This is a genomic window from Rhizobium anhuiense (assembly GCF_003985145.1).
GTDB classification, from domain to species: Bacteria; Pseudomonadota; Alphaproteobacteria; order Rhizobiales; family Rhizobiaceae; genus Rhizobium; species Rhizobium anhuiense.
The window spans coordinates 793,476-812,835 of record NZ_ML133521.1; the positions used below are offsets into that span (position 1 = coordinate 793,476).

Here is a 19,360-nt window from a genome sequence, read left to right on the forward strand (position 1 = left end):
GGCAAAGTGCTCCGGTGTCTCGGGCGATACCCAAATGCACATACATCACGATCAACCCTCCAATACCGGCAATATGCCTGTTGAAACCGAGGCGTTCAGCGCGCCCGTCGCCACCAGTTCGGCAGCGGCGGCGAGGTCGTTTGCCATGTAGCGGTCGGTATCGAGGGTCGGGACCTTGCTGCGGATGGCGGCGATCGCCTTGCTCAGTTCCGGGCTCGTCGACAGCGGCGCGCGCAGTTCGACGCCTTGGGCGGCGGTCAGCGCCTCGATGCCGATGATGGCGAACAGGTTCTCGGTCATCCCAAGCAGGCGGCGGGCGCCGTGGCAGGCCATGGAGACATGGTCTTCCTGATTGGCCGAGGTCGGCGTCGAATCGACTGAGGCCGGGTGCGACATCTGCTTGTTCTCGGACATCAAAGCCGCCGAGGTGACCTCGGCGATCATCAGGCCGGAGTTCAAGCCCGGCTTCTTGGCGAGGAAGGCCGGCAGGCCGTAGGAGAGGGTGGGATCGACCAGCAGCGCGATGCGGCGCTGCGAAATCGCGCCGATCTCGCAGACGGCGAGCGCAATCTGGTCGGCGGCGAAGGCGACGGGTTCGGCGTGGAAATTGCCGCCGGATACAACGGAATTGTCCGACAGCACCAGCGGATTGTCGGTGACCGCGTTGGCCTCGATTTCGAGCGTGCGGGCGACCGAGCGCAGCAGATCGAGGCAGGCGCCGTCGACCTGTGGCTGGCAGCGGATGCAATAGGGATCCTGCACGCGCTCGTCGCCCTCGATATGGCTCTGGCGAATGATGGAGTTTTCGAGCAGGGCGCGAAGGGCGGATGCCGTATCGATCTGGCCCTTGTGGCCACGCAAAGTATGAATATCGGAATGGAAGGGTGCCGAAGAGCCCATGGCGGCATCGGTGGACATAGCGCCGGTGATCAAGGCCGATTGTGCGGCGCGATGGGCGCGGAACAGGCCGGCCAGCGCCAGCGCCGTCGAGGTCTGGGTGCCGTTGATGAGCGCCAGGCCTTCCTTGGCGGCGAGCACCACCGGTTTCAGCCCGGCCCTTTCGAGGGCTTGCGCGCCCGGGAGGCGTTCGCCGGCGAAGAAGGCTTCGGCCTCGCCCATCATCACCGCCGCCATATGGGCAAGCGGGGCAAGATCGCCGGAGGCGCCGACCGAGCCTTTTTCCGGGATCAGCGGGATGACGCCTTTTTCCAACATGCCTTCGATTAGCCGTACCAGCTCCAGCCGCACGCCGGAGGCGCCGCGGCCAAGCGAGACCAGCTTCAGCGCCATGATCAGCCGGACGATATTGTCGGGCAGCGGCGCGCCGACGCCGCAGCAGTGCGACAGGATGAGATTGCGCTGCAACGTCGCGACATCGGCGCTGTCGATCTTGATCGAGGCAAGTTTGCCGAAGCCGGTATTGATGCCGTAGACCGGGGCATTGCCGGCGGCGATCTCGGCGATGCGGGCGGCGGCCTTGGTGATGCCGGCATCGAAGGCGGGATCGAGCCTTGCCGGCTCGCCGGTCCAATAGATGATTTCCAAATCCTTGAGCGAGACGGAGCCCGGGTGGAGCGTGATGGTCATCGACCGTTCCTTTCGCCCTTGAAGATACGCGCGTGAAGCGGGTTGAAGCCGATGCGGTAGACGAGTTCGGCGAGGCTTTCGGTATTCCAGACGGCGAGATCGGCGGACTTGCCGGGCTCGATCGTTCCTGTCTTGTCGAGCAGGCCGAGCGCACGGGCGCCTTCGCGGGTGGCGCCGGCGATGCATTCCTCGACGGTGAGGCCGAAGAGCGTCGCCGACATGTTCATGGTGAGCAGCATCGAGGTGAGCGGTGAGGTGCCGGGATTGCAGTCGGTGGCGATTGCGATCGGCACGCCTGCCCGCCGCAATGCTTCGACCGGCGGCTTCTGCTTCTCATGGATGGCGTAGAAGGCGCCGGGCAGCAGCACGGCGACGGTGCCGGCTGCGGCCATCGCCGCAACGCCGTCTTCGTCGAGATATTCGAGGTGATCGGCCGAAAGCGCGCCGTAGGATGCAGCGAGCTTGGCGCCGCCGAGATTGGAGAGCTGTTCGGCATGCAGCTTGACCGGCAGGCCAAGCGCCTTGGCCTTGTCGAAGACGCGGGCGATCTCGGTCGTGGAAAAGGCGATGCCCTCGCAGAAGCCGTCGACGGCATCGGCGAGACCGAGATTAAACATATCGTCGAGACCTGGCAGGACGACATCATCGAGATAATCGCCGTTGCGGCCCTTATATTCCACCGGCGTCGCATGGGCGCCGAGATAGCTGGTGGCGACGCGCACCGGTCTGATATGGCCGAGCAGGCGGGCGCTCTGCAGCATCTTCACTTCGCCGGTTCGGTTCAGCCCGTAACCGGACTTGACCTCGATCGTCGTCACGCCTTCGGCAAGCAGTGTGTCGAGTCGCGGCAGGGCCTCGGCGACGAGCTCCTCGACCGACAGCGCATTGGTCGCCTTCACCGAGGAGACGATGCCGCCGCCGGCGCGCGCGACTTCTTCATAGGTGGCGCCTGCAAGGCGCATTTCGAATTCGCGGGCGCGGTTGCCGCCGTGGACGATATGGGTGTGGCAGTCGACGAGGCCGGGCGTCACCCAGCGGCCTTCGAGATCGACGATCTCGGAATGTTCGATGGCCGATGCGGGCAGATCGCTTTCGGCACCGGCAAAGGTGATACGGCCATTCTCGATCAGCACGGCGCCCTTTTCGACGATGCCGAGGCCTTCTTTACCAGGCGCAAGCGTGGCGAGCCGCGCATTGCGCCAAAGCGCCGGCCTGACGTCGGCGGATGAGGCTTCCTCTGAAAAATTGTTCCCGGTCATCAGCTTTGCGCCTTTCCTTATGCCAAAACATGTATATACATAATCAACAGGTGACAAGTGAAATTTTGCGCGCTTTTCTGGAAAAGAAAGATCGGCGGCGCGGCAAGAGGAGAGGGAAGGCGATGACCACGCTTCACGCAGACACGGCGCTGACGCCGGAAGGCTGGCAGAAGAATGTACGGCTGACGCTCGAGGCCGGGCGCATCGCGCGGGTCGAAATCGGTGCTTCTCCCGAGCCGGGCGATGAACGCCACACGCTGCTCGTTCCCGCCATGGCGAACCTGCACAGCCATGCTTTCCAGCGGGCGATGGCCGGCCTTGCGGAAGTGCGCGGCCCGGCCAACGACAGCTTCTGGAGCTGGCGCACTGTTATGTACAAGTTTGCCCAGGCGATGACGCCCGAGCATGTCGAGGCCGTCGCGGCCAAGCTTTATGCGGAAATGCTGGAAGCCGGCTTTTCCCGCGTCGGCGAGTTCCACTATCTCCACCATGACAGGGATGGCAGCGCTTACGCCAATATCGCCGAGCTTGCCGAACGCATCGGCGCTGCCAGCGCAGAGACCGGCATCGGCCTGACATTGCTGCCGGTCTTCTACGCCCATTCCGGCTTTGGCGGCGCTGCGCCGATCGACGGCCAGCGGCGTTTCATCAATTCGCTCGAAAGCTTCGAAAGACTGATGGAGGGATGCCGGGCAGTGACCGGGCGGCTCGATGGCGCCGAGCTCGGGCTGGCGCCGCACAGCCTGCGCGCCGCGACACCCGAGGAGCTCACGAGGCTCGTGCCGATGGCTGGCGACGGTCCCATACATATCCATGTCGCCGAACAGGTGAAGGAGGTCGAGGACTGCATCGCCTGGTCCGGCGCGCGGCCGGTGGAATGGCTGCTCGATCATGCGCCCGTGGATGAACGCTGGTGCCTGATCCATGCAACGCACATGACCGAAGACGAAACGCGGCGAATGGCGAAAAGCGGCGCAATCGCCGGCCTCTGCCCGATCACCGAAGCCAATCTCGGCGACGGCGCCTTTGCCGCGCCGCTCTTCCTCGAAGAGGGCGGGCGTTACGGCATCGGCTCGGATTCCAACGTGCTGATCTCCGTGCCGGAGGAACTGCGCCAGCTCGAATATTCGCAGCGCCTGGCGCTTCGCGCCCGCAATGTCGTCGCAGCCCCCGGCGGTTCGACGGCGCTTTCGCTGTTCACACACGCGCTTGCCGGCGGCGGTGCCGCGCTGAAAGCGCCGGCAGGTCTCGCCAAGGGCCATCACGCCGATATCGTTTCGCTCGATATTTCAGCCGTTCCCTATCTCGCGGGTGATCAGATCCTCGACCACTGGCTGTTTGCCGGCGGCGTTTCCGTCGATTGCGTCTGGGCGCGCGGCCGCAAGCAAGTGGAAGGCGGTCGCCACCGTGAACGCGACGCTATCGACCGGCGGTTCCTGGCCGCAATGGGCGAATTGCTTGCCGCCTGAAAAAGAGCTTTTCCCATCCCGATATTCGAATTAGAGCAATTCCAGCAAAAGTGCGTAGCGGTTTGCGTCCGGAATTGCGCTAAAACAAAGAGATAGCGGGAGCCAACCGGAGCGTGGTAATGGACCAAAGCAGGGATCCCACCTTGCATCAGCGCATCCTGAGCGACATCGAGGGCCATATCGTCTCAGGCGAATGGCCGCCGGGGCACCGTATTCCCTTCGAGGTCGATCTCGCCACGCACTACGACTGTTCGCGCATGACGGTGAACAAGGTGCTGACCCAGCTTGCCAAGGCCGGCCTCATCGAGCGGCGCAAGAAGTCCGGCAGCTTCGTCACCCAGCCGCAGGCGCAATCGGCCGTTCTCGAAATCCACGACATCAAGGCCGAGGTGCAGTCGCTGAACCTGCCCTACTCCTATGCGGTATCGAAGAAGACGAGCCGCAAGGCCAAGGCGGACGACAGCCGCCGGCTGGAACTGCCTGTGGCGTCCTCGGTCGTCGAGGTCGTCTGCATCCACAATGCCGGCGCGCGGCCCTTTTGCCTGGAGGAGCGACTGATCAGCCTTGCGACGGTGCCGGAGGCGGCCAATGCCGATTTCCTGGCGATGGCGCCGGGTCCCTGGCTGCTCAACCAGGTGCCCTGGAGTACGGCCGAACACCGGATCCATGCCGTCTCCGCCAATGCCGAAGTGGCCGCAGCGCTCGATATAGCACGCAACACCGCCTGTCTCGTGGTCGAACGCCGCACCTGGAGCGGCGCCGGGCCGGTGACGCATGTGCGCTTCACCTATCCGGGCGATCGTCACGCGCTGGTGGCACGGTTCACGCCGGCGTCACAATAAGGGCCATGTTCCATATACAACATGGCCGCTGCTTTCATTCCTCGAACATCTTGCCGCTGCGCGCTTCCAGCCGGTAGCGGTGACCGGGATAGACGAGGCGGGCGGTCGATACCACCTGTTTTGCCGACCATGTGCGCCGGCGGATCGTCAGGCAGGGTTCGCTCTTCATGATGGTCAGCAATTTGCATTCCCAGGCCTGCGGCATCGCCGCCTCGACGACATGCTCTGAACCGCTGAGTGGGGCTGCGGCCGTCAGATAGGCGTTCGGCGTCAGCGTCGAAAAATCCTGGTCGAGATATTCCGGGGCCGCCTCCGGATGAACGAAACGGTCCTCGATCTGCACCGGAACGCCGTTTTCGCTGTGGACGATCAGCGAGTGGAAAACCGCAGCGCCAATCGGCAGTTCCAGCGCGTCGGCAACCTCGGGAGAGGCTGTTTCCTGGGCGAGAACGACGACGGAGGCTTCGTGGACATGACCGCGTTCGGCGATTTCCTCGGCGATGTTGCGGACCTCGAACAGCGCCGAATAACCCTTGCGCTCGGCGACGAAGGAGCCGACGCCCTGGATGCGGACGAGTTCGCCCTCGTTGGCAAGTTCGCGCAGCGCCCGGTTGGCGGTCATTTTGCTGACGCCCAGCTCGACGACCAGCTCGTTTTCCGACGGCACGCGGTATTTCGGCGGCCACTCGCCGCTGTGGATGCGGTCGAGGATCACCTGCTTGACGCCGGCATAGAGCGGCGTGCTGTCATTTTCCGCCAGTTCGCGCTTCATCTCGCCGGAACGCTTCATTGCCTATTCCTTTTGCACGAAGGGAATTCGCCGCATAAAGCGACTTTCCTCTTGCATATCACAAAATATCTCATATGGTACCATATACAACCTCCCAATCGGTCCTTAAAACAGAAATAGGACGGGAAAGGGCAAGCCGGCGCAGATCGGCCGTGGTGCCGCAAGGTCTGTTTCAACTCCAGAGGAGAATTCACAAATGAAATTTAGCGCAATCCTGTTTTGCGGCGTGGCGGCTTTTTCCGCTTTTGCCGTGCCTGCCTTTTCCAAGGACTGGACGAAGGCGACCATCACGCTCGAAGGTGCCTATGCGCCCTGGAACCTCACCAATGCCGACGGCACGCTCGGCGGTTTCGAGCCCGAACTCGCCAAGGTGCTGTGCGAGCGCGCCAAGATTGAGTGCACGCTGGTTGCTTCAGACTGGGACGGCATGATCCCGGCGCTCAATGCCGGCAAGTTCGACGTCATCATGGATGCGCTGTCGATCACCGAAGAGCGCAAGCAGGTGATCGATTTCACCATTCCCTATGCCGCCACCCCTGCCGCCTTCGCAACCGCCAAGGACAGCCCGCTGGCAAAGGCCGCCGGCACCGGCGCCACGATCAAGATGACGCCCGGCCAGACCGGCGTGAAGGAGATCGACGCGCTGAAGGCCGCCTTCAAGGGCAAGACGATCGGCATCCAGGCGGCGACCGTCTACGCCAAGTTCGTCTATGACAATTTCGGCGATATTGCCGAAATCCGCGAATACAAGACCGGCGCCGACCGCGACCTCGACCTGCAGAACGGCCGCATCGACCTCGGCTTCGACGATGCCGTCTATTTCGCCAACGCGTTCAAGACCGCCAACGACACGCTCGCCTTCACCGGCCCCGAGATCGTCGGCTCGATCTGGGGCGAGGGCGAAGGCCTCGGCATCCGCAAGGCCGATACGGACCTGCGCGACAAGTTCAACGAAGCGATCAAGTCGACTCTTGCCGACGGTACGGTCAAGAACCTGTCGATGAAGTGGTTCCAGGTCGACGTCAGCCCGCAGGAATAAGCGTTTCGGCCTTTTGGCCGCAAACATCTGTCTCCGGCTTTATCGCCGGAGACAGCATGTTATTGTCAATCCGCAAAACACTGCCACGGACGGGGAACGGACGATATGGCAAGCTTGGAACTGCTCGGCTTCGGCTCGACCGGATGGGGCGCGCTGCTCATTGCCGCCGCCTTGATGACGCTGGCTGTGACGGCGACGGCGCTGGCGATTGGCGCCGTGCTCGGCGCCACCGTCGCGGCGGCAAAACTCTCCGGCAATCTTGTTCTCGTCACGCTCGGCAACGTCTATACGACCGTATTTCGCGGCGTTCCCGAACTGCTGATCATCTATCTCATCTATTTCGGCGGCTCCTCGGCCGTCACCTCAATCGGCCAGGCGATGGGTTACGAGGGCTTCCTCGGTCTGCCTTCATTCATCGCCGGCGCGCTTGCCGTCGGCATCATTTCCGGCTCCTACCAGGCGGAGGTATTCCGCGGCGCCTTCCTCGCCATCTCCAAGGGCGAACTCGAAGCGGCCTCGGCGATCGGCATGCATCGCGGCCTGCGCTTTCGGCGCATCATCATGCCGCAGGTGCTTCGCCTGGCCATTCCCGGCCTCGGCAATGTCTGGCAGCTCAGTCTCAAGGATTCGGCGCTGGTCTCCGTCACCGGCCTTGCCGAATTGATGCGCACCAGCCAAGTGGCGGCGGGCTCGACCCGGCAATATTTCCTGTTCTTCATCGCCGGCGGCTGCCTCTACCTGATCCTGACCAGCCTTTCGGACCGCATCTTCAACGGGGCGGAGCGCCGCGCCAACCGCAGCATGCCGGCATCCGCCATGGGCCAGGCGTAAGGAGGGAATGATGGATTTCACCTTCATCGCCTCGACCATGGTCACCCTGCTCAAGGCCGTACCGACAACGCTCATCCTGTTTTCCCTGTCGATCCTCTGCGGCGGCCTGCTGGCGCTCGTCATCGTCTGGATGCGGGTCAGCGGCAATCCGGTGCTTTCGGGCTTCGCCAAGGGCTACATCTTCGTCTTCCGTGGCTCGCCGCTCCTGATCCAGATGTTCCTGGTGTTCTACGGCCTCGGCCAGTTCGGCGTCATCCGTTACTCCTTCCTCTGGCCGTTCCTGCGTGAGCCGATGGTCTGCGCCGTGCTGTCGCTGGCGCTCTGCACGGCCGGCTACACGGCCGAGATCTTCCGCGGCGGCATCCGTGCCGTCTCGCCGAAGGAGATAGAGGCGGCGCGCTCGATCGGCATGTCCGGCTTCCTGCTGGTGCGCCGCATCCTGGCGCCGATTGCCTTCCGCCATGCGCTGCCGGCCTATTCCACCGAGATCGTGCTGATGATGAAGTCGACGGCGCTCGCAAGCCTCGTCACCGTCTGGGAGGTCACCGGTGTTGCCCAGCGGCTGATCTCGCAGACCTACCGCACGATGGAAGTCTTCCTCTGCGCGGCGATCATCTATCTCGTCCTGAACTTCATCATCCTGCAGGGCATGGCCTTGCTCGAATATTCGCTGTCCCGACATCGCCGCGCCATTCCGCAGGCGCTGAAGGCGTAAGCGGCCTAACCATTGGAGCACTCATGCCAGGCGTCACCCGACTTTCGGTCCGCAATATCCGCAAGAGCTTCGGTACGCACGAGGTCCTGCGCGGCATTTCGCTCGATGCCGAAGACGGCGATGTGATTTCGCTGCTCGGCGCCTCCGGCTCCGGAAAATCGACCTTCCTGCGCTGCATCAACCTGCTCGAAACCGCAACCGACGGCGAGATCTGGGTGGACGGCGAGCATATTCAAATGGTTCACAAGAACGGGAAGAGCAAGCCCGCCAGCCAGAAGCAGGTGGACCATATCCGCTCCGAACTCGGCATGGTGTTCCAGTCCTTCAATCTCTGGTCCCACATGACGATCCTGCAGAATGTCATCGAGGGGCCGATCCATGTGTTGAAGCGTCCGCGGGCCGATTGCATCGCCGAGGCCGAAGCGCTGCTTGAAAAGGTCGGAATCGCCGACAAGCGCCATGCCTATCCCGCCCATCTCTCCGGTGGCCAGCAGCAGCGCGCCGCCATCGCCCGGGCGCTGGCGATGAAACCGAAGGTCATGCTCTTCGACGAGCCGACCTCGGCGCTGGACCCCGAGCTTGTCGGCGAGGTGCTGCGGGTCATGCGTGCGCTGGCCGAGGAGGGCATGACCATGCTCGTCGTCACCCATGAGATGAGCTTTGCCCGCAACGTCTCGAACCGCGTCGTCTTCATGCGCGAAGGGCTGATCGAAAGCAGCGGCAAGCCGGACGAGATGTTCACCGGCGGCGCCACACCCGCCTTCCGCCAGTTCATCGGCCATTTCGGAAGCGGTCAATGACGATCACCATCGATGCATTGCTGACCTGGCGCGATGTCGCGCGCGTCGGGGCAGGGGAGGCGCTGTCGCTGTCGCCCGGCGCCTGGGCGCGGGTCGAGCAGGCAAGCCGCATCGTCGCGCGCATCGTCGAGACGGGCGTGCGCGCCTATGGCGTCAACACCGGCGTCGGGGCGCTCGCCGATACGGTGGTCGATCGTGCCTCGCAGAGCCTGCTGTCGCGCAGCATCGTGCTCAGCCATGCCTGCGGCGTCGGGCCATTGCTTGATGCCCGCGAGGTGCGCGCCATCATCGCAGCGCAGATTGCCAATTTTGCCCATGGCCATTCCGGCGTGCGGCGCGAGATCGTCGCGCATCTCACGGCCATGCTGGAACATGATTGCATTCCCGACGTGCCATCCAAGGGTTCTGCCGGTTACCTCGTCCACAACGCCCACACCGCGCTGGTCCTGATTGGCGAAGGCAGCGCTCAGTTGGCCGGCCGGCGCCTGAGCGGCCGCGAGGCGCTTGCCGCGATCGGCCTCGAACCATTGGTGCTCGGCGCCAAGGAGGGCTTGAGCCTGGTCAACGGCACGGCCTGTGCCACTGGCCTGACGGCCGTTGCGCTTTCCCGCGCCGAACGGCTGCTCGACTGGGCCGATGCGATCGCGGCGCTGACGCTGGAAGCGGCAGGCTGCCAGATCGCCGCCTTCGACGCAGCGGTGCTGGCGTTGCGCCCATCGGCCGGCATAGAGAAGGTGGGAGCGACGCTGCGTGCGCGACTTCAGGGCAGCGGCCTTGTCGCCGCCGCCTTCGGCCGGCGCACGCAGGATGCGCTCAGCCTTCGTTCGGTGCCGCATGCCCATGGCGCTGCCCGCGATGTCTTCGACAATTCCGCCCGCGTCGTCGATCAGGAGCTTGCTTCGGTGACCGACAATCCGGCTGTCTCAGGCACGCCGGAACAACCGATCGTCTCTTCCGAGGCGCATGCTGTTGCCCCGGCGCTCGGGCAGGCGGCCGATAGCCTGGCCATTGCGCTCGCACAGATCGGCGCGATCAGCGAACGGCGCATGGACCGGCTCGTCAATCCGCTGGTGAGTGGTCTGCCGCCCTTTTTGGCGAGCGATGCCGGCAGCCATTCCGGCTTCATGATCGCCCAATATACCGCTGCCGCACTCAGCAACGAGAACCGCCGCCTTGCCGCACCCGCGGCCATGGACGGTGGGCTGACTTCCGGCCTGCAGGAGGACTTCCTGGCGCATCCCACAGCTGCCGTCGGCAAGTTGCTCGCCGTCATCGACAATGCCGAATATATCCTGGCGATCGAGCTGATGGCGGCGGCCCAGGCACATGATTTCCTGGCGGCAAAGGCGCCGCGGGCGGCCGGCACGGGCCTTGTCTACCAGGTCGTGCGCCAGCATGTTTCCCATTATGGCGACGAGCGGCCGCTCAACGGCGATATCGAGACTGTGCGCAGCCTGATCCGCGAGACCGCGCCGCCGCCGCTCGGCTGATCTCGTCAGAACGGCTTGCTGGTTTCGGAATCCTGCTTGGGCTTTCCGCCGGCCTCGAGACGTTTGAGGCATTGGAGATAGGTCGGGTAGAGCTGGTCCACCCGCGACAGCGGCAGCGTCCAGTCGCCTTCGTCGCCGGCAAAGGTCAACTGCACGTCAGGGGTTCCGGCGAAGGAATTCTTGATGATCTTCTTCAGTCCGCCGCTTCCTTTGCTGGCCGGAGGCCAGAGGCGAAGCGTGGTTTTGTCGAAGAATTCGGCGGCGACGACTTTCGTCAAATTGCGATCGGTCAGCGTCACTTCGGTCTTGGTGTCGGCTGGAATGTCCCAGGTGCTCTTTGCCACCAGCCAGAAGGTCTCGCTGGCGCTCTGGCGGAATTCCATGGTCTTGCCGAGCTCACTATCCCACCGCAGGCGACAATAGGGCGGGCTCTCGCTTGCAAAACCCACCGACCATTGTCTTGCGCCGCCCATCCACTCGGTCTCGCCCAAGGCCGAAACCGGCTGCAGGGCGGCGGCCATCAGGACCGTCGCAGTGAGAATTTTCATTGCCGAACCATCTCCAACGCAATCAACTCCAGCGATAGCAAAAGAAGGTTGAGCTTTTGCTACCAAGTGCCGGAGATCCGGCGGCGGCGGTCCGCGGGAACGTCTTTGAATGCCGCGAGGACTTGAATCCTGGGTTTGCATTGCCAATCTGGCGGGGGACGACAACATGTGAACGGAGTTTGATGACAGGCATGTCCGAGGTTCAACGACGCGGATTTTTGGCACGGCTTACCGCCTATGAGCCGCTGACGCTCATTATGCTGGCATCCGTTGCAGGTGGGCTGTTTGTGCTCCAGCGATTGACGAGCGAAGTCCTGGAGGGCGAGACATTCCGCTTCGACGAAGCGATCCTGCTGGCGTTGCGGCGACCGGGCGAACTTGCGGTGCCGATCGGGCCCGCCTGGCTGACACATGCCGTCGACGATATCACCAGCCTTGGCGGCGTCACCGTTCTCTCGCTGCTGACGGTTCTCATCACCGTCTATCTCGTGCTCGACCGGCGCTGGCCGATCGCGATCTTCGTCTTTTCCTCGGTGCTGACTGGCTGGCTGGCGAGCACGACGCTGAAGATCCTTGTTGCCCGGCCACGTCCCGACATCGTGCCGCATCTCGTCGAAGTGAGCGATCTCAGCTTTCCCTCCGGACATGCGATGGTCTCAGCGGTGACCTATCTGACGCTCGGGGCGCTGCTGGCGCGGACACAGCGTTACCGGTCGACGCGGATCTTCGTCATGGGCGCCGGCGTCTTCCTCGCCGTCATTGTCGGTTTGAGCCGCATCTATCTCGGCGTTCATTACCCCACGGACGTCTTCGCCGGATGGTGCGCCGGCGCGCTCTGGGCGCTCGGCTGCTGGCTGATCTCGAAACGCTTCGTTCCAAGCCGCGCTCCGGACGATGGCGCCGAGGCTGAAAACGGTGATAGCAGATAGCTCTCCTGTCCCGTCCATGGCGCAGGCGGCGGAGAGATAGGGATCGCCCTTCATGCACAATCTTTGGCAGCGCATGCCTTTTCCCTTTCTCGCAGCTGTTGCACAGTGCTGCCGGCATCAACAAGGCTTTGATCTCCGCCGGCATAACGGACAGAACCCATGGCAACTCTGACAACGATCACCTCGACGGTCACGGCCGCATTTCTCGGCTCCTTCGTCGAGGTCGTCGAAGCCTTCACCATCATCCTTGCCGTCGGCGTCACGCAAAGCTGGCGTCCGGCCTTCATCGGTACCGGTCTTGCACTCGGCGTTCTGGCCATTCTTGTGCTGGCGCTCGGTCCGTTGCTCGGCCTCATTCCGGTCGAGTTGATGCAGTTCGTCATCGGAACGCTGCTCATTCTCTTCGGCCTGCGCTGGTTGCGCAAGGCGATCCTCAGGGCTTCTGGTTTCATCGCCCTGCACGACGAGGAAAAAGCCTTTGCGGCCGAGACGGATAGTCTGAGACGCCAATCCGCAGAGCGTCGCGCGAATTTGCTGGCGGGCATTGCGGCCTTCAAGGCCGTGCTGCTCGAGGGGATCGAAGTGGTGTTCATCGTCATCGCCACCGGCGCCGGACATGGCATGATCGGTTATGCCAGCCTTGGGGCTGCCGCGGCTTGCCTGCTGGTGCTGATCATCGGCCTCTTCGTGCACAAACCGCTTTCAGCGGTTCCGGAGAACAGCCTCAAATTCGTCGTCGGGCTGCTGCTCAGCGCCTTCGGCATATTCTGGGTCGGCGAGGGCATCGGTGCAGAGTGGCCGGGCGCCGACCTTTCGCTCCTGGCGATCCTTGCCGTGCTCGCCGTCTTTTCCTTCGCCGCGGTCCGGGTGCTGCGCCAGTATTTCAACGCCCATGCCGAGGTCGCCGCATGACGAATATTCTTAAAGTCGCGTTCAAGGAATTCTTCGGCATGTTCGTCGACGACGGCGCGCTGGCGCTGGCGGCGCTGCTGCTGATCGCCGTCGTCGGCGTGCTGGTGAAATTCGCCCATACCGACGCGTTGCTCGCCGCCGCTCTGCTTCTCCTCGGCTGCCTGCTGATCCTCGCCGAGAGTGTGATGCGCGCGGCGCGGAAGAAGTTTCAGCGGAAATAGCCTGGATGATGATACCGAAAAGTGTGAAGCGGTTTCGGACGACGTCATGCTCCGTTTCTTTGATTTAGGGAGCTACTGCGGCACCTTGAACAGATGGCGGATCCGCGTCACCAGCGAGCTCACCGAGCCGCCGTTCAGCGTGGCGCCTTCAGTTGCGAAGGAGTGCTGGCCCGTCTCGATTCGGCGCGACAGGGTGGCGGCAAGTTCTTCGGCGATGCCTGGCCGGTCGTGTAACAGCGGTGTCAGGCTTGCTTGGGCGATCTCATAGACGACGACGAAGGTCAGCGCCCGCAGGCTGGCGGCTTCGCCGAGGCCGATCAGCAGTCCGCTTTCGCCGAAATAGTCGCCCGGCGCCAGCCGGCCGAGTTCGATTTCCTTGTGGCCTTCCCGCCGCGTGGCGACAAGGGCGCCGCTGCGCACGATCATCAGCGATGCGACCGTATCGCCCTGTTCGATGAGGATGGCATCCTTCTTGTAGGTGCGTCGCGTCATCGATGCTGCGAGCGTTTCCTTCTCGTCTTCGGTCAGCGAGAAAAAGAGCGGGATGGCGTCGAGAAGCTTGAGCGGCGTCGGCCGGTGCGGCTTCGCCATCTCCTCCGACTGCAGGCGGTCGGGCAGCGGCCCCGCGGCATCGATCGGTCGGGCCAAGGTGAGGCCTGCGGCCTTGATGTGACGGTAGATGAGGTCAAAAATCTCGTTCTTCGCTGGCCCGACCTGGCCGATATCCCTGACGCGGAAGGAGAGTTCCAGTTCCATTGCATCCGATGTAAGCGATTTGATCTGCACGCCGGGTTTCGGTTCGGTCAGGATCGAGTTGCTGCTCAAAAGGACTGTGCGCATGACGTCGACGATCGCCGACGGCCCGATCGTCGGCACGACGCGGACCATCAGCGTCGTCCCGTGGCTGCGGTCGGGACTGCTGAGATTGGTCAGCCCGACCTTGGCGAGGAAGCTGTTGGGTAGGACGACGAGGTCGTTCGAGCCGTTCAGCAGATGGGTGGAACGCCAGTTGGTTTCGACGACACGGCCTTCGATGCCATCATTCAGCACGATCCAGTCGCCGATCGTATAGGGCCGGCCGAGATTGAGCGCGATGCCGGAAAAGACGTCGCTCAGGGTGCTTTGCATCGCAAGGCCGAGGATGATGGCAAAGACACCCGAGGTGGCGATCAGCGTGCCGACGGGAAAGCTGAAGACGTAAGCGACCACCGAGAGGATCGCGCCGAGATAGATCAGGCCGATGACCAGATCCTGAACGAGGCGACCTTCGCGCGGTTGCCGCTCGAAGATCAGGAAGACGCGAACGAAGGCGATCAGTGCCCAGGCGGCATTGATCCACCAGACCACCTTGGCAAGGGCGATGAAGACGCGTTCGAAGGTCGACGCGGGCGTCGGCCCAACTTCGTAGGGCACGATGTCGTGATAGAGCAGCAGGACGGTCAGTACCGCGAAAAAAAACACCTGGCCGGCGAGCTTCCAGCTCGGGAAGGGCCGAAGCGCTATGCGCGTAACGACCGCGCCGACCACTGCCAGGGTCCCGGCCTGGACGATGGGATCGGCAAGCACTGCGGACCAAGTGAGAGTATCAAGCATCGACCGTCCATTTGCCGGAGCATGATGCCGAAGAGTGTGAGCGGTTTTCGTGCAACATCATGGCTCGCTATTGAATTCCAAAGCGCGTCTAGACGGCTTCGCCGCATCCTGACTTCCAATCCGGCTGCGAGGCAACCTTAAAATAGCGCCAGCGCCGACAGCGTCGGAAACGGGTGCGGACGTCACTCGGCGGCGCACGGCACGCTCTGGGCGATTGGCTGCTGGCTGGTCTCAAAGCGGCGCGTTCCGAGCCGCCCCTGACGATACGATGGACGCTGGGAACGGTGACAGCGGACGGTGTTTCAGCGAAATTCCAAGCAAGTTTTTGCGGGCGCCTGGAACAGATGACGGATCTGCGTTTCCAGCGAGCTTATCAAGCCGCCGTTGTGGCGCCACATCTGGCTTGAGGTGCCTTGAGCAATTCCAGGCAAAGCGCGAAGCGGATTTGCCCGGAATTGCGTAAGAACAAAATGATAGAGCGGTTCGGTGCTTCCGTTAAAAGCTGAACTGCTCTAGCTGCGCGGCTTCAGATTTTCTGGGTCGTAGATCGGCTTGTAACCGACGCCGACAACCTCCACCGGATAACTCTCGGCGAAATACTCGATATTCAGCCTGCGTCCGACCTGGCAATGCGACCAGGGCAAATAGGCCAAGGCAATGTTCTTTCCGACCATCGGGCCGTAGGCGATCGAGGTCGTGTAGGACCGACGGCCAAGCTCGTCGACCAGAACCTCTCCCGTGGCGGGATCGACAACCGGCAGGTTGCCGAGGGGATAACGCTTCACGCCCGACTTGTCGGTATTCTCGGTCATGACAAGCGTGCAGAGCATGGCCGGCTGGTGCTCGCGCGCCTTGTATTCCAGATGTTTTGCCTTGCCGCGGAAATCGGCTTCCTTGACCTTCGGACGGGCGAGATCGGCTTCGATCAGATTGTACTGGGTCAGGAGGTCGGCATTCTGCAGGCGCAGGCTCTTTTCCATGCGGCGCGAGTTTGCATAGGTCTCGACGCCGAAGGCCATCACGCCGGTCGAGCGCAGCGCATCCCAGACAGCGAGGCCGTCTTCATACTTCATGTGCAGTTCCCAGCCCTGCTCGCCGACATAGGAGATGCGGAAGGCGGTGACAGGCTTACCGGCGATTTCGATCGGCTTGATCGCCGCAAAGGCGAAGTTTTCCTGGTCGAGCCCGGCCGGATCGGCGACAGCCTTCTTCAGCGTGTCGCGCGCGTTCGGACCCCAGATGCCGATCGTCACGAATTTCTCCGAGACGTCCGTGATGGTCACGTCAAGGCCACGGTCCTGGGCGACGCGCTTCATGTAGTGCAGGTCGCGCGGGCCGGCATCGGCGCCGTTGACGAGACGGCAGCGGTCGGCCATGCGGAAGACGGTGAAGTCGGCGCGCACCATGCCTTCGTCGTCGAGGAAGTGGGTGTAAATGCCCTTGCCGATGTTTGCATCGCCGCCGACCTTGGCGGCGCACAGCCATTCCATCAGCTCGACATGGTCGGGTCCTTCGATATCGACCATGTGGAAGTGGCTGAGATTGACGATACCGCAATCTTCGCTCATCGCCAGATGCTCGGCATTCGACACGCGCCAGAAATGGCGGCTGTCCCATTCGTTCTCGCGAAGCGGGACGCGGTCGGCATATTTCTCCAGCAGGTGCTCGTTGGCGGCGTAGCCGTGCGCGCGCTCCCAGCCGCCAAGTTCCATGAAGTAGCCGCCAAGCTCCTTTTCGCGCTCGTAGAAGGGCGAGCGCTTGGCGTTGCGGCCGGATGCATAGGGTTCGCGGGTGTGAACGGCCGGGAAATAGATCTTCTGGGCGGCTTCGTAGCAGCGGCCTTCGATGAACTCTTCCGTCAACTGATGCGGATAGAAGCGGGCGTAATCGATGCTGTTGTGATCGATTTCAGTCCGGCCATCGGTCATCCAGTCGGCGATCAGCTTGCCGTAGCCCGGGCCGTCCTTGACCCAGATGGCAACGCAATACCAGAGACCACGCACCTTCTGGCTCTCGCCGCAGGATGCGCCGCCGCCGGCGGACACCTGCAGCAGGCCGTTGAAGGAGTGACCTTCGTTATAGCCGAGTTCGCCGAGGATCGGCGTCAGTTCCATGGCGCGCTCGAGCGGCTCGATGATCTGTTCCATCTCGAGGTCGCGCTGCGAAGGCGAAAGGCGTGCTTCGTGTTTTTCGAGAAGATCGCGCGGATGGCACATGCGCGGATTGGTGGCTTCGTAATAGCCCCACTCGATCTGACCGCCCTCCGTCGTCGCCGGGTCGCCGGTATCGCGCATATAGGCGGAGTTGCCCTGGTCGCGCAGCAGCGGGAAGCCGATTTCCTTGCCTGTGCCTTCAAACTCGTTATAGGGACCGAAGAAGGTGAGCGGGTGGTCGACCGGCATGACCGGCAGGTCTTCGCCGACCATCTCCGCGATCAGGCGCCCCCAGAGGCCGGCACAGACGATGACGTGGTCGGCCATAATCGTGCCGCGATGGGTGACGACGCCCTTGATGCGGCCGCCTTCGACGATCAGCGACTTTGCCGGCGTGTTGCCGAATACCTGCAGCTTGCCTGCCTTTTCGGCGGCGTCGACCAGCTTGCCGGCAACGGTCTGCGAGCGCGGAATGACGAGGCCGGCATCCGGATCGTAAAGGCCGCCCATTACCTGATCTTCCTCGATCAGCGGGAACTTTTCCTTGATCTCGGAAGGGCTGACATAATGGGCGCGCGTGCCGAAAGCGCGTGCCGAGGAAAGCTTGCGCTTGATTTCCTCCATCCAGGTATCGTCGCCGATCCGCGCCACTTCGAGGCCGCCGATGCGGGCGTAGTGGCCCATCTTCTCGTAGAAATCGATCGAATATTGTGTGGTCCAGACCGACAGATAGTCGTGGCTCGTGGTGTAACAGAAGTCCGAGGCATGGGCTGTGGAGCCGATGTCGGTTGGGATGCCCGACTTATCGATGCCGACGATATCGTCCCATCCGCGCTCGACGAGATGATGCGCGATGGAGGCGCCGACGATACCGCCGAGCCCGATGATGACGACCTTTGCCTTTTCCGGAAATGTGGCCACGTACTGTCCCTTCTGCCTATCGGACGAATTAAAATTTACCTGCAGCGCCGCGCGTCTGATAGGACGCGCAAAGGACGCTGCAACACCTTGAATTGCAGTAGCCGCGCTCGACCTGCGCTTCGCGGCTAGAGCGGCTCAGCTTTCAACGGAAGCGCCATACCGCTCTGCTGCGGAACCTCCAGACCTCTTCGCATGAAAGCTGCGATGGCGGTATTATGCATCATGCTCATGATCGTCATTGGTCCTACGCCGCCGAGTACCGGCGTGATTGCGCCAGCCCGCGAGGCTGGAGCTATTCCAGGAAAATGCGAAGCAGGAGCTGAGCCGGCCGCCTGTCGTTCGCACGCCCCGGGATCACGGCGCTGAAATCGCCTTGAGCCGGTCGATGTCCGCGAGCACGATATCTTCGGAAACGGGCTCACGATTGTGCAATCGGAACCATTCCGCCGCTTCCCGTACACGCTCGCCATGCGGCGGCGGATAGGCGCCGAGTCCGAGAACCCATTCCCGCACGGTCTCGCGCTCCATCCGACCGGCCCGGTATCGATCGCAGACGGTTTTCGCCGATGCGACTAGATCATTGATGCTCTTCACGAATCTTCCTCAATGCACGGATGGCTCTTCATCTTCGAGAAACGATCGAATGCCGTCCTTGGCGACGACGGCCAGGAATTCGTCGAAAGCCTCCCGGTCGGTCGCAAACGGCTCGTCCCAGCGGATCAGATCCTCCGCCTGCGTGACCACTTCCATCGTCCAGTCTTCATTGCTGCCCGATGTGCGGAAGATATCGACGAGCACGGTGATCCCGTCATCGGTGAATTCTCCCGCCAGTTCGGAATGTTCGAGCTTCTCTTTTTTTGCCATCATTCAGCCACCCGCACCGGGCGGTGCGTCGTTTTCGAGATATTCTTCATATTGAACCGTTTCGGTCTCATTCGTGTCGATCGAGGGGCTTGCGCGTTTTGCCAGGCGGACACCGGCGCCGCCGCCGTTTTCCGGGATGAAAACAACCCCGCCGCCTTCCAGGGCGTGCTTCATATCCTGAAGGGTGCGCTCATAGGGTGAACGCTTCCCGGCCTCGAAATTGGCAATCGTCGCTTTGGCGACTTTTGAGGCCGATGAGAGGTCGTCCTGAGACCAAGCCAGCAGGGCACGCGCGGCGCGGCATTGGGCGGAAGATAGGCTCAAAACAATAACCTTGCATCAAAAGTGTAGCGCTGCTTCCCGCGGATGATATGAAAAATGTAATCTCGATACAAGC

The 19,360-nt window shown here is 62.6% G+C and carries 20 protein-coding genes and 1 pseudogene; 11 read left to right on the forward strand and 10 right to left on the reverse strand.

Going from position 1 to position 19,360, the window contains the following annotated elements; translation table 11 throughout:
* Positions 1 to 51 precede the first annotated feature (51 nt).
* A complete protein-coding gene (hutH, locus tag EEQ99_RS03910) occupies positions 52 to 1,587 on the reverse strand; it encodes a histidine ammonia-lyase (RefSeq protein ID WP_028757211.1) in 1,536 nt (511 codons plus the stop codon).
* A complete protein-coding gene (gene hutI, locus EEQ99_RS03915) occupies positions 1,584 to 2,846 on the reverse strand; it encodes an imidazolonepropionase (protein WP_028757212.1) in 1,263 nt (420 codons plus the stop codon). The genes hutH and hutI overlap by 4 nt, the downstream gene beginning before the upstream one ends.
* A 122-nt stretch (positions 2,847 to 2,968) precedes the next feature.
* Between hutI and EEQ99_RS03920 the strand changes: the two genes are divergently transcribed.
* On the forward strand, positions 2,969 to 4,315 hold the full coding sequence (locus EEQ99_RS03920; protein ID WP_127430026.1) for a formimidoylglutamate deiminase: 1,347 nt from the start codon (positions 2,969 to 2,971) through the stop codon (positions 4,313 to 4,315).
* A gap of 119 nt (positions 4,316 to 4,434) precedes the next feature.
* Positions 4,435 to 5,157, forward strand: coding sequence for a histidine utilization transcriptional repressor HutC (gene hutC, locus EEQ99_RS03925; protein ID WP_028757214.1), 723 nt, complete (start codon positions 4,435 to 4,437; stop codon positions 5,155 to 5,157).
* A gap of 34 nt (positions 5,158 to 5,191) precedes the next feature.
* On the opposite strand, the gene hutC (EEQ99_RS03930) is transcribed toward hutC (EEQ99_RS03925), so the two are convergent.
* Complete coding sequence (gene hutC, locus EEQ99_RS03930; RefSeq protein WP_028757215.1) at positions 5,192 to 5,947, reverse strand: histidine utilization transcriptional repressor HutC; 756 nt, start codon at positions 5,945 to 5,947, stop codon at positions 5,192 to 5,194.
* A 196-nt stretch (positions 5,948 to 6,143) separates the two neighbouring features.
* On the opposite strand from hutC (EEQ99_RS03930), the gene EEQ99_RS03935 reads away from it, so the two are divergent.
* The 5 genes from EEQ99_RS03935 to EEQ99_RS03955 all read left to right on the forward strand — a co-directional run bounded on the left by EEQ99_RS03935 (position 6,144) and on the right by EEQ99_RS03955 (position 10,822).
* Positions 6,144 to 6,986 (forward strand): transporter substrate-binding domain-containing protein, encoded by an 843-nt coding sequence (locus tag EEQ99_RS03935; protein WP_127430027.1) that lies wholly within the window; start codon positions 6,144 to 6,146, stop codon positions 6,984 to 6,986.
* A 105-nt stretch (positions 6,987 to 7,091) separates the two neighbouring features.
* Entirely contained in the window at positions 7,092 to 7,817 is a 726-nt protein-coding gene (locus EEQ99_RS03940; RefSeq protein ID WP_028759048.1) for an ABC transporter permease, read from the forward strand.
* 10 nt (positions 7,818 to 7,827) lie between these two features.
* Positions 7,828 to 8,532 carry an ABC transporter permease gene (locus tag EEQ99_RS03945; RefSeq protein ID WP_028759049.1) on the forward strand — a complete coding sequence of 235 codons (705 nt, stop codon included), beginning with the start codon at positions 7,828 to 7,830 and terminating at the stop codon, positions 8,530 to 8,532.
* 23 nt (positions 8,533 to 8,555) lie between these two features.
* Entirely contained in the window at positions 8,556 to 9,332 is a 777-nt protein-coding gene (locus tag EEQ99_RS03950; RefSeq protein ID WP_063475979.1) for an ABC transporter ATP-binding protein, read from the forward strand.
* Positions 9,329 to 10,822 (forward strand): HAL/PAL/TAL family ammonia-lyase, encoded by a 1,494-nt coding sequence (locus tag EEQ99_RS03955; RefSeq protein ID WP_127430028.1) that lies wholly within the window; start codon positions 9,329 to 9,331, stop codon positions 10,820 to 10,822. Before EEQ99_RS03950 ends, EEQ99_RS03955 begins: the two co-directional genes overlap by 4 nt.
* A 5-nt stretch (positions 10,823 to 10,827) precedes the next feature.
* On the opposite strand, the gene EEQ99_RS03960 is transcribed toward EEQ99_RS03955, so the two are convergent.
* A complete protein-coding gene (locus EEQ99_RS03960) occupies positions 10,828 to 11,370 on the reverse strand; it encodes a hypothetical protein (RefSeq protein WP_063475981.1) in 543 nt (180 codons plus the stop codon).
* A gap of 191 nt (positions 11,371 to 11,561) precedes the next feature.
* On the opposite strand from EEQ99_RS03960, the gene EEQ99_RS03965 reads away from it, so the two are divergent.
* The 3 genes from EEQ99_RS03965 (at position 11,562) to EEQ99_RS03975 (ending at position 13,432) form a co-directional block, all read left to right on the forward strand.
* The gene (locus EEQ99_RS03965) at positions 11,562 to 12,299 is read left to right on the forward strand and encodes a phosphatase PAP2 family protein (RefSeq protein WP_063475982.1); all 738 of its coding nucleotides are present in this window, start codon (positions 11,562 to 11,564) and stop codon (positions 12,297 to 12,299) included.
* 159 nt (positions 12,300 to 12,458) lie between these two features.
* Positions 12,459 to 13,211: a COG4280 domain-containing protein gene (locus EEQ99_RS03970; protein ID WP_097630774.1), complete on the forward strand. Its 753-nt coding sequence runs from the start codon at positions 12,459 to 12,461 to the stop codon at positions 13,209 to 13,211.
* Positions 13,208 to 13,432: a hypothetical protein gene (locus EEQ99_RS03975; RefSeq protein WP_063475984.1), complete on the forward strand. Its 225-nt coding sequence runs from the start codon at positions 13,208 to 13,210 to the stop codon at positions 13,430 to 13,432. The genes EEQ99_RS03970 and EEQ99_RS03975 overlap by 4 nt, the downstream gene beginning before the upstream one ends.
* 72 nt (positions 13,433 to 13,504) lie before the next feature.
* Here the strand turns inward: EEQ99_RS03975 and EEQ99_RS03980 are convergent, their stop codons facing one another.
* Positions 13,505 to 15,025: a cyclic nucleotide-binding domain-containing protein gene (locus EEQ99_RS03980; protein ID WP_097595648.1), complete on the reverse strand. Its 1,521-nt coding sequence runs from the start codon at positions 15,023 to 15,025 to the stop codon at positions 13,505 to 13,507.
* Positions 15,026 to 15,223: 198 nt separating this feature from the next.
* On the opposite strand from EEQ99_RS03980, the pseudogene EEQ99_RS35580 reads away from it, so the two are divergent.
* Positions 15,224 to 15,305: pseudogene (locus EEQ99_RS35580) on the forward strand (phosphatase PAP2 family protein); the annotation flags it as partial.
* A 232-nt stretch (positions 15,306 to 15,537) separates the two neighbouring features.
* Here EEQ99_RS35580 and EEQ99_RS03985 read toward each other — a convergent pair.
* The 5 genes from EEQ99_RS03985 to EEQ99_RS04005 all read right to left on the reverse strand — a co-directional run bounded on the left by EEQ99_RS03985 (position 15,538) and on the right by EEQ99_RS04005 (position 19,287).
* Positions 15,538 to 18,099, reverse strand: a complete 2,562-nt coding sequence (locus EEQ99_RS03985; protein ID WP_127430029.1) for a GcvT family protein — start codon at positions 18,097 to 18,099, stop codon at positions 15,538 to 15,540.
* A gap of 125 nt (positions 18,100 to 18,224) precedes the next feature.
* Positions 18,225 to 18,569: a hypothetical protein gene (locus EEQ99_RS35460; RefSeq protein WP_080759866.1), complete on the reverse strand. Its 345-nt coding sequence runs from the start codon at positions 18,567 to 18,569 to the stop codon at positions 18,225 to 18,227.
* Positions 18,454 to 18,693: a hypothetical protein gene (locus tag EEQ99_RS03995; RefSeq protein WP_047612774.1), complete on the reverse strand. Its 240-nt coding sequence runs from the start codon at positions 18,691 to 18,693 to the stop codon at positions 18,454 to 18,456. The genes EEQ99_RS35460 and EEQ99_RS03995 overlap by 116 nt, the downstream gene beginning before the upstream one ends.
* Positions 18,694 to 18,702: 9 nt before the next feature.
* Positions 18,703 to 18,963, reverse strand: a complete 261-nt coding sequence (locus EEQ99_RS04000; protein ID WP_047613454.1) for a hypothetical protein — start codon at positions 18,961 to 18,963, stop codon at positions 18,703 to 18,705.
* A 3-nt stretch (positions 18,964 to 18,966) separates the two neighbouring features.
* Positions 18,967 to 19,287, reverse strand: a complete 321-nt coding sequence (locus EEQ99_RS04005; RefSeq protein WP_047612775.1) for a helix-turn-helix domain-containing protein — start codon at positions 19,285 to 19,287, stop codon at positions 18,967 to 18,969.
* Positions 19,288 to 19,360 lie beyond the last annotated feature (73 nt).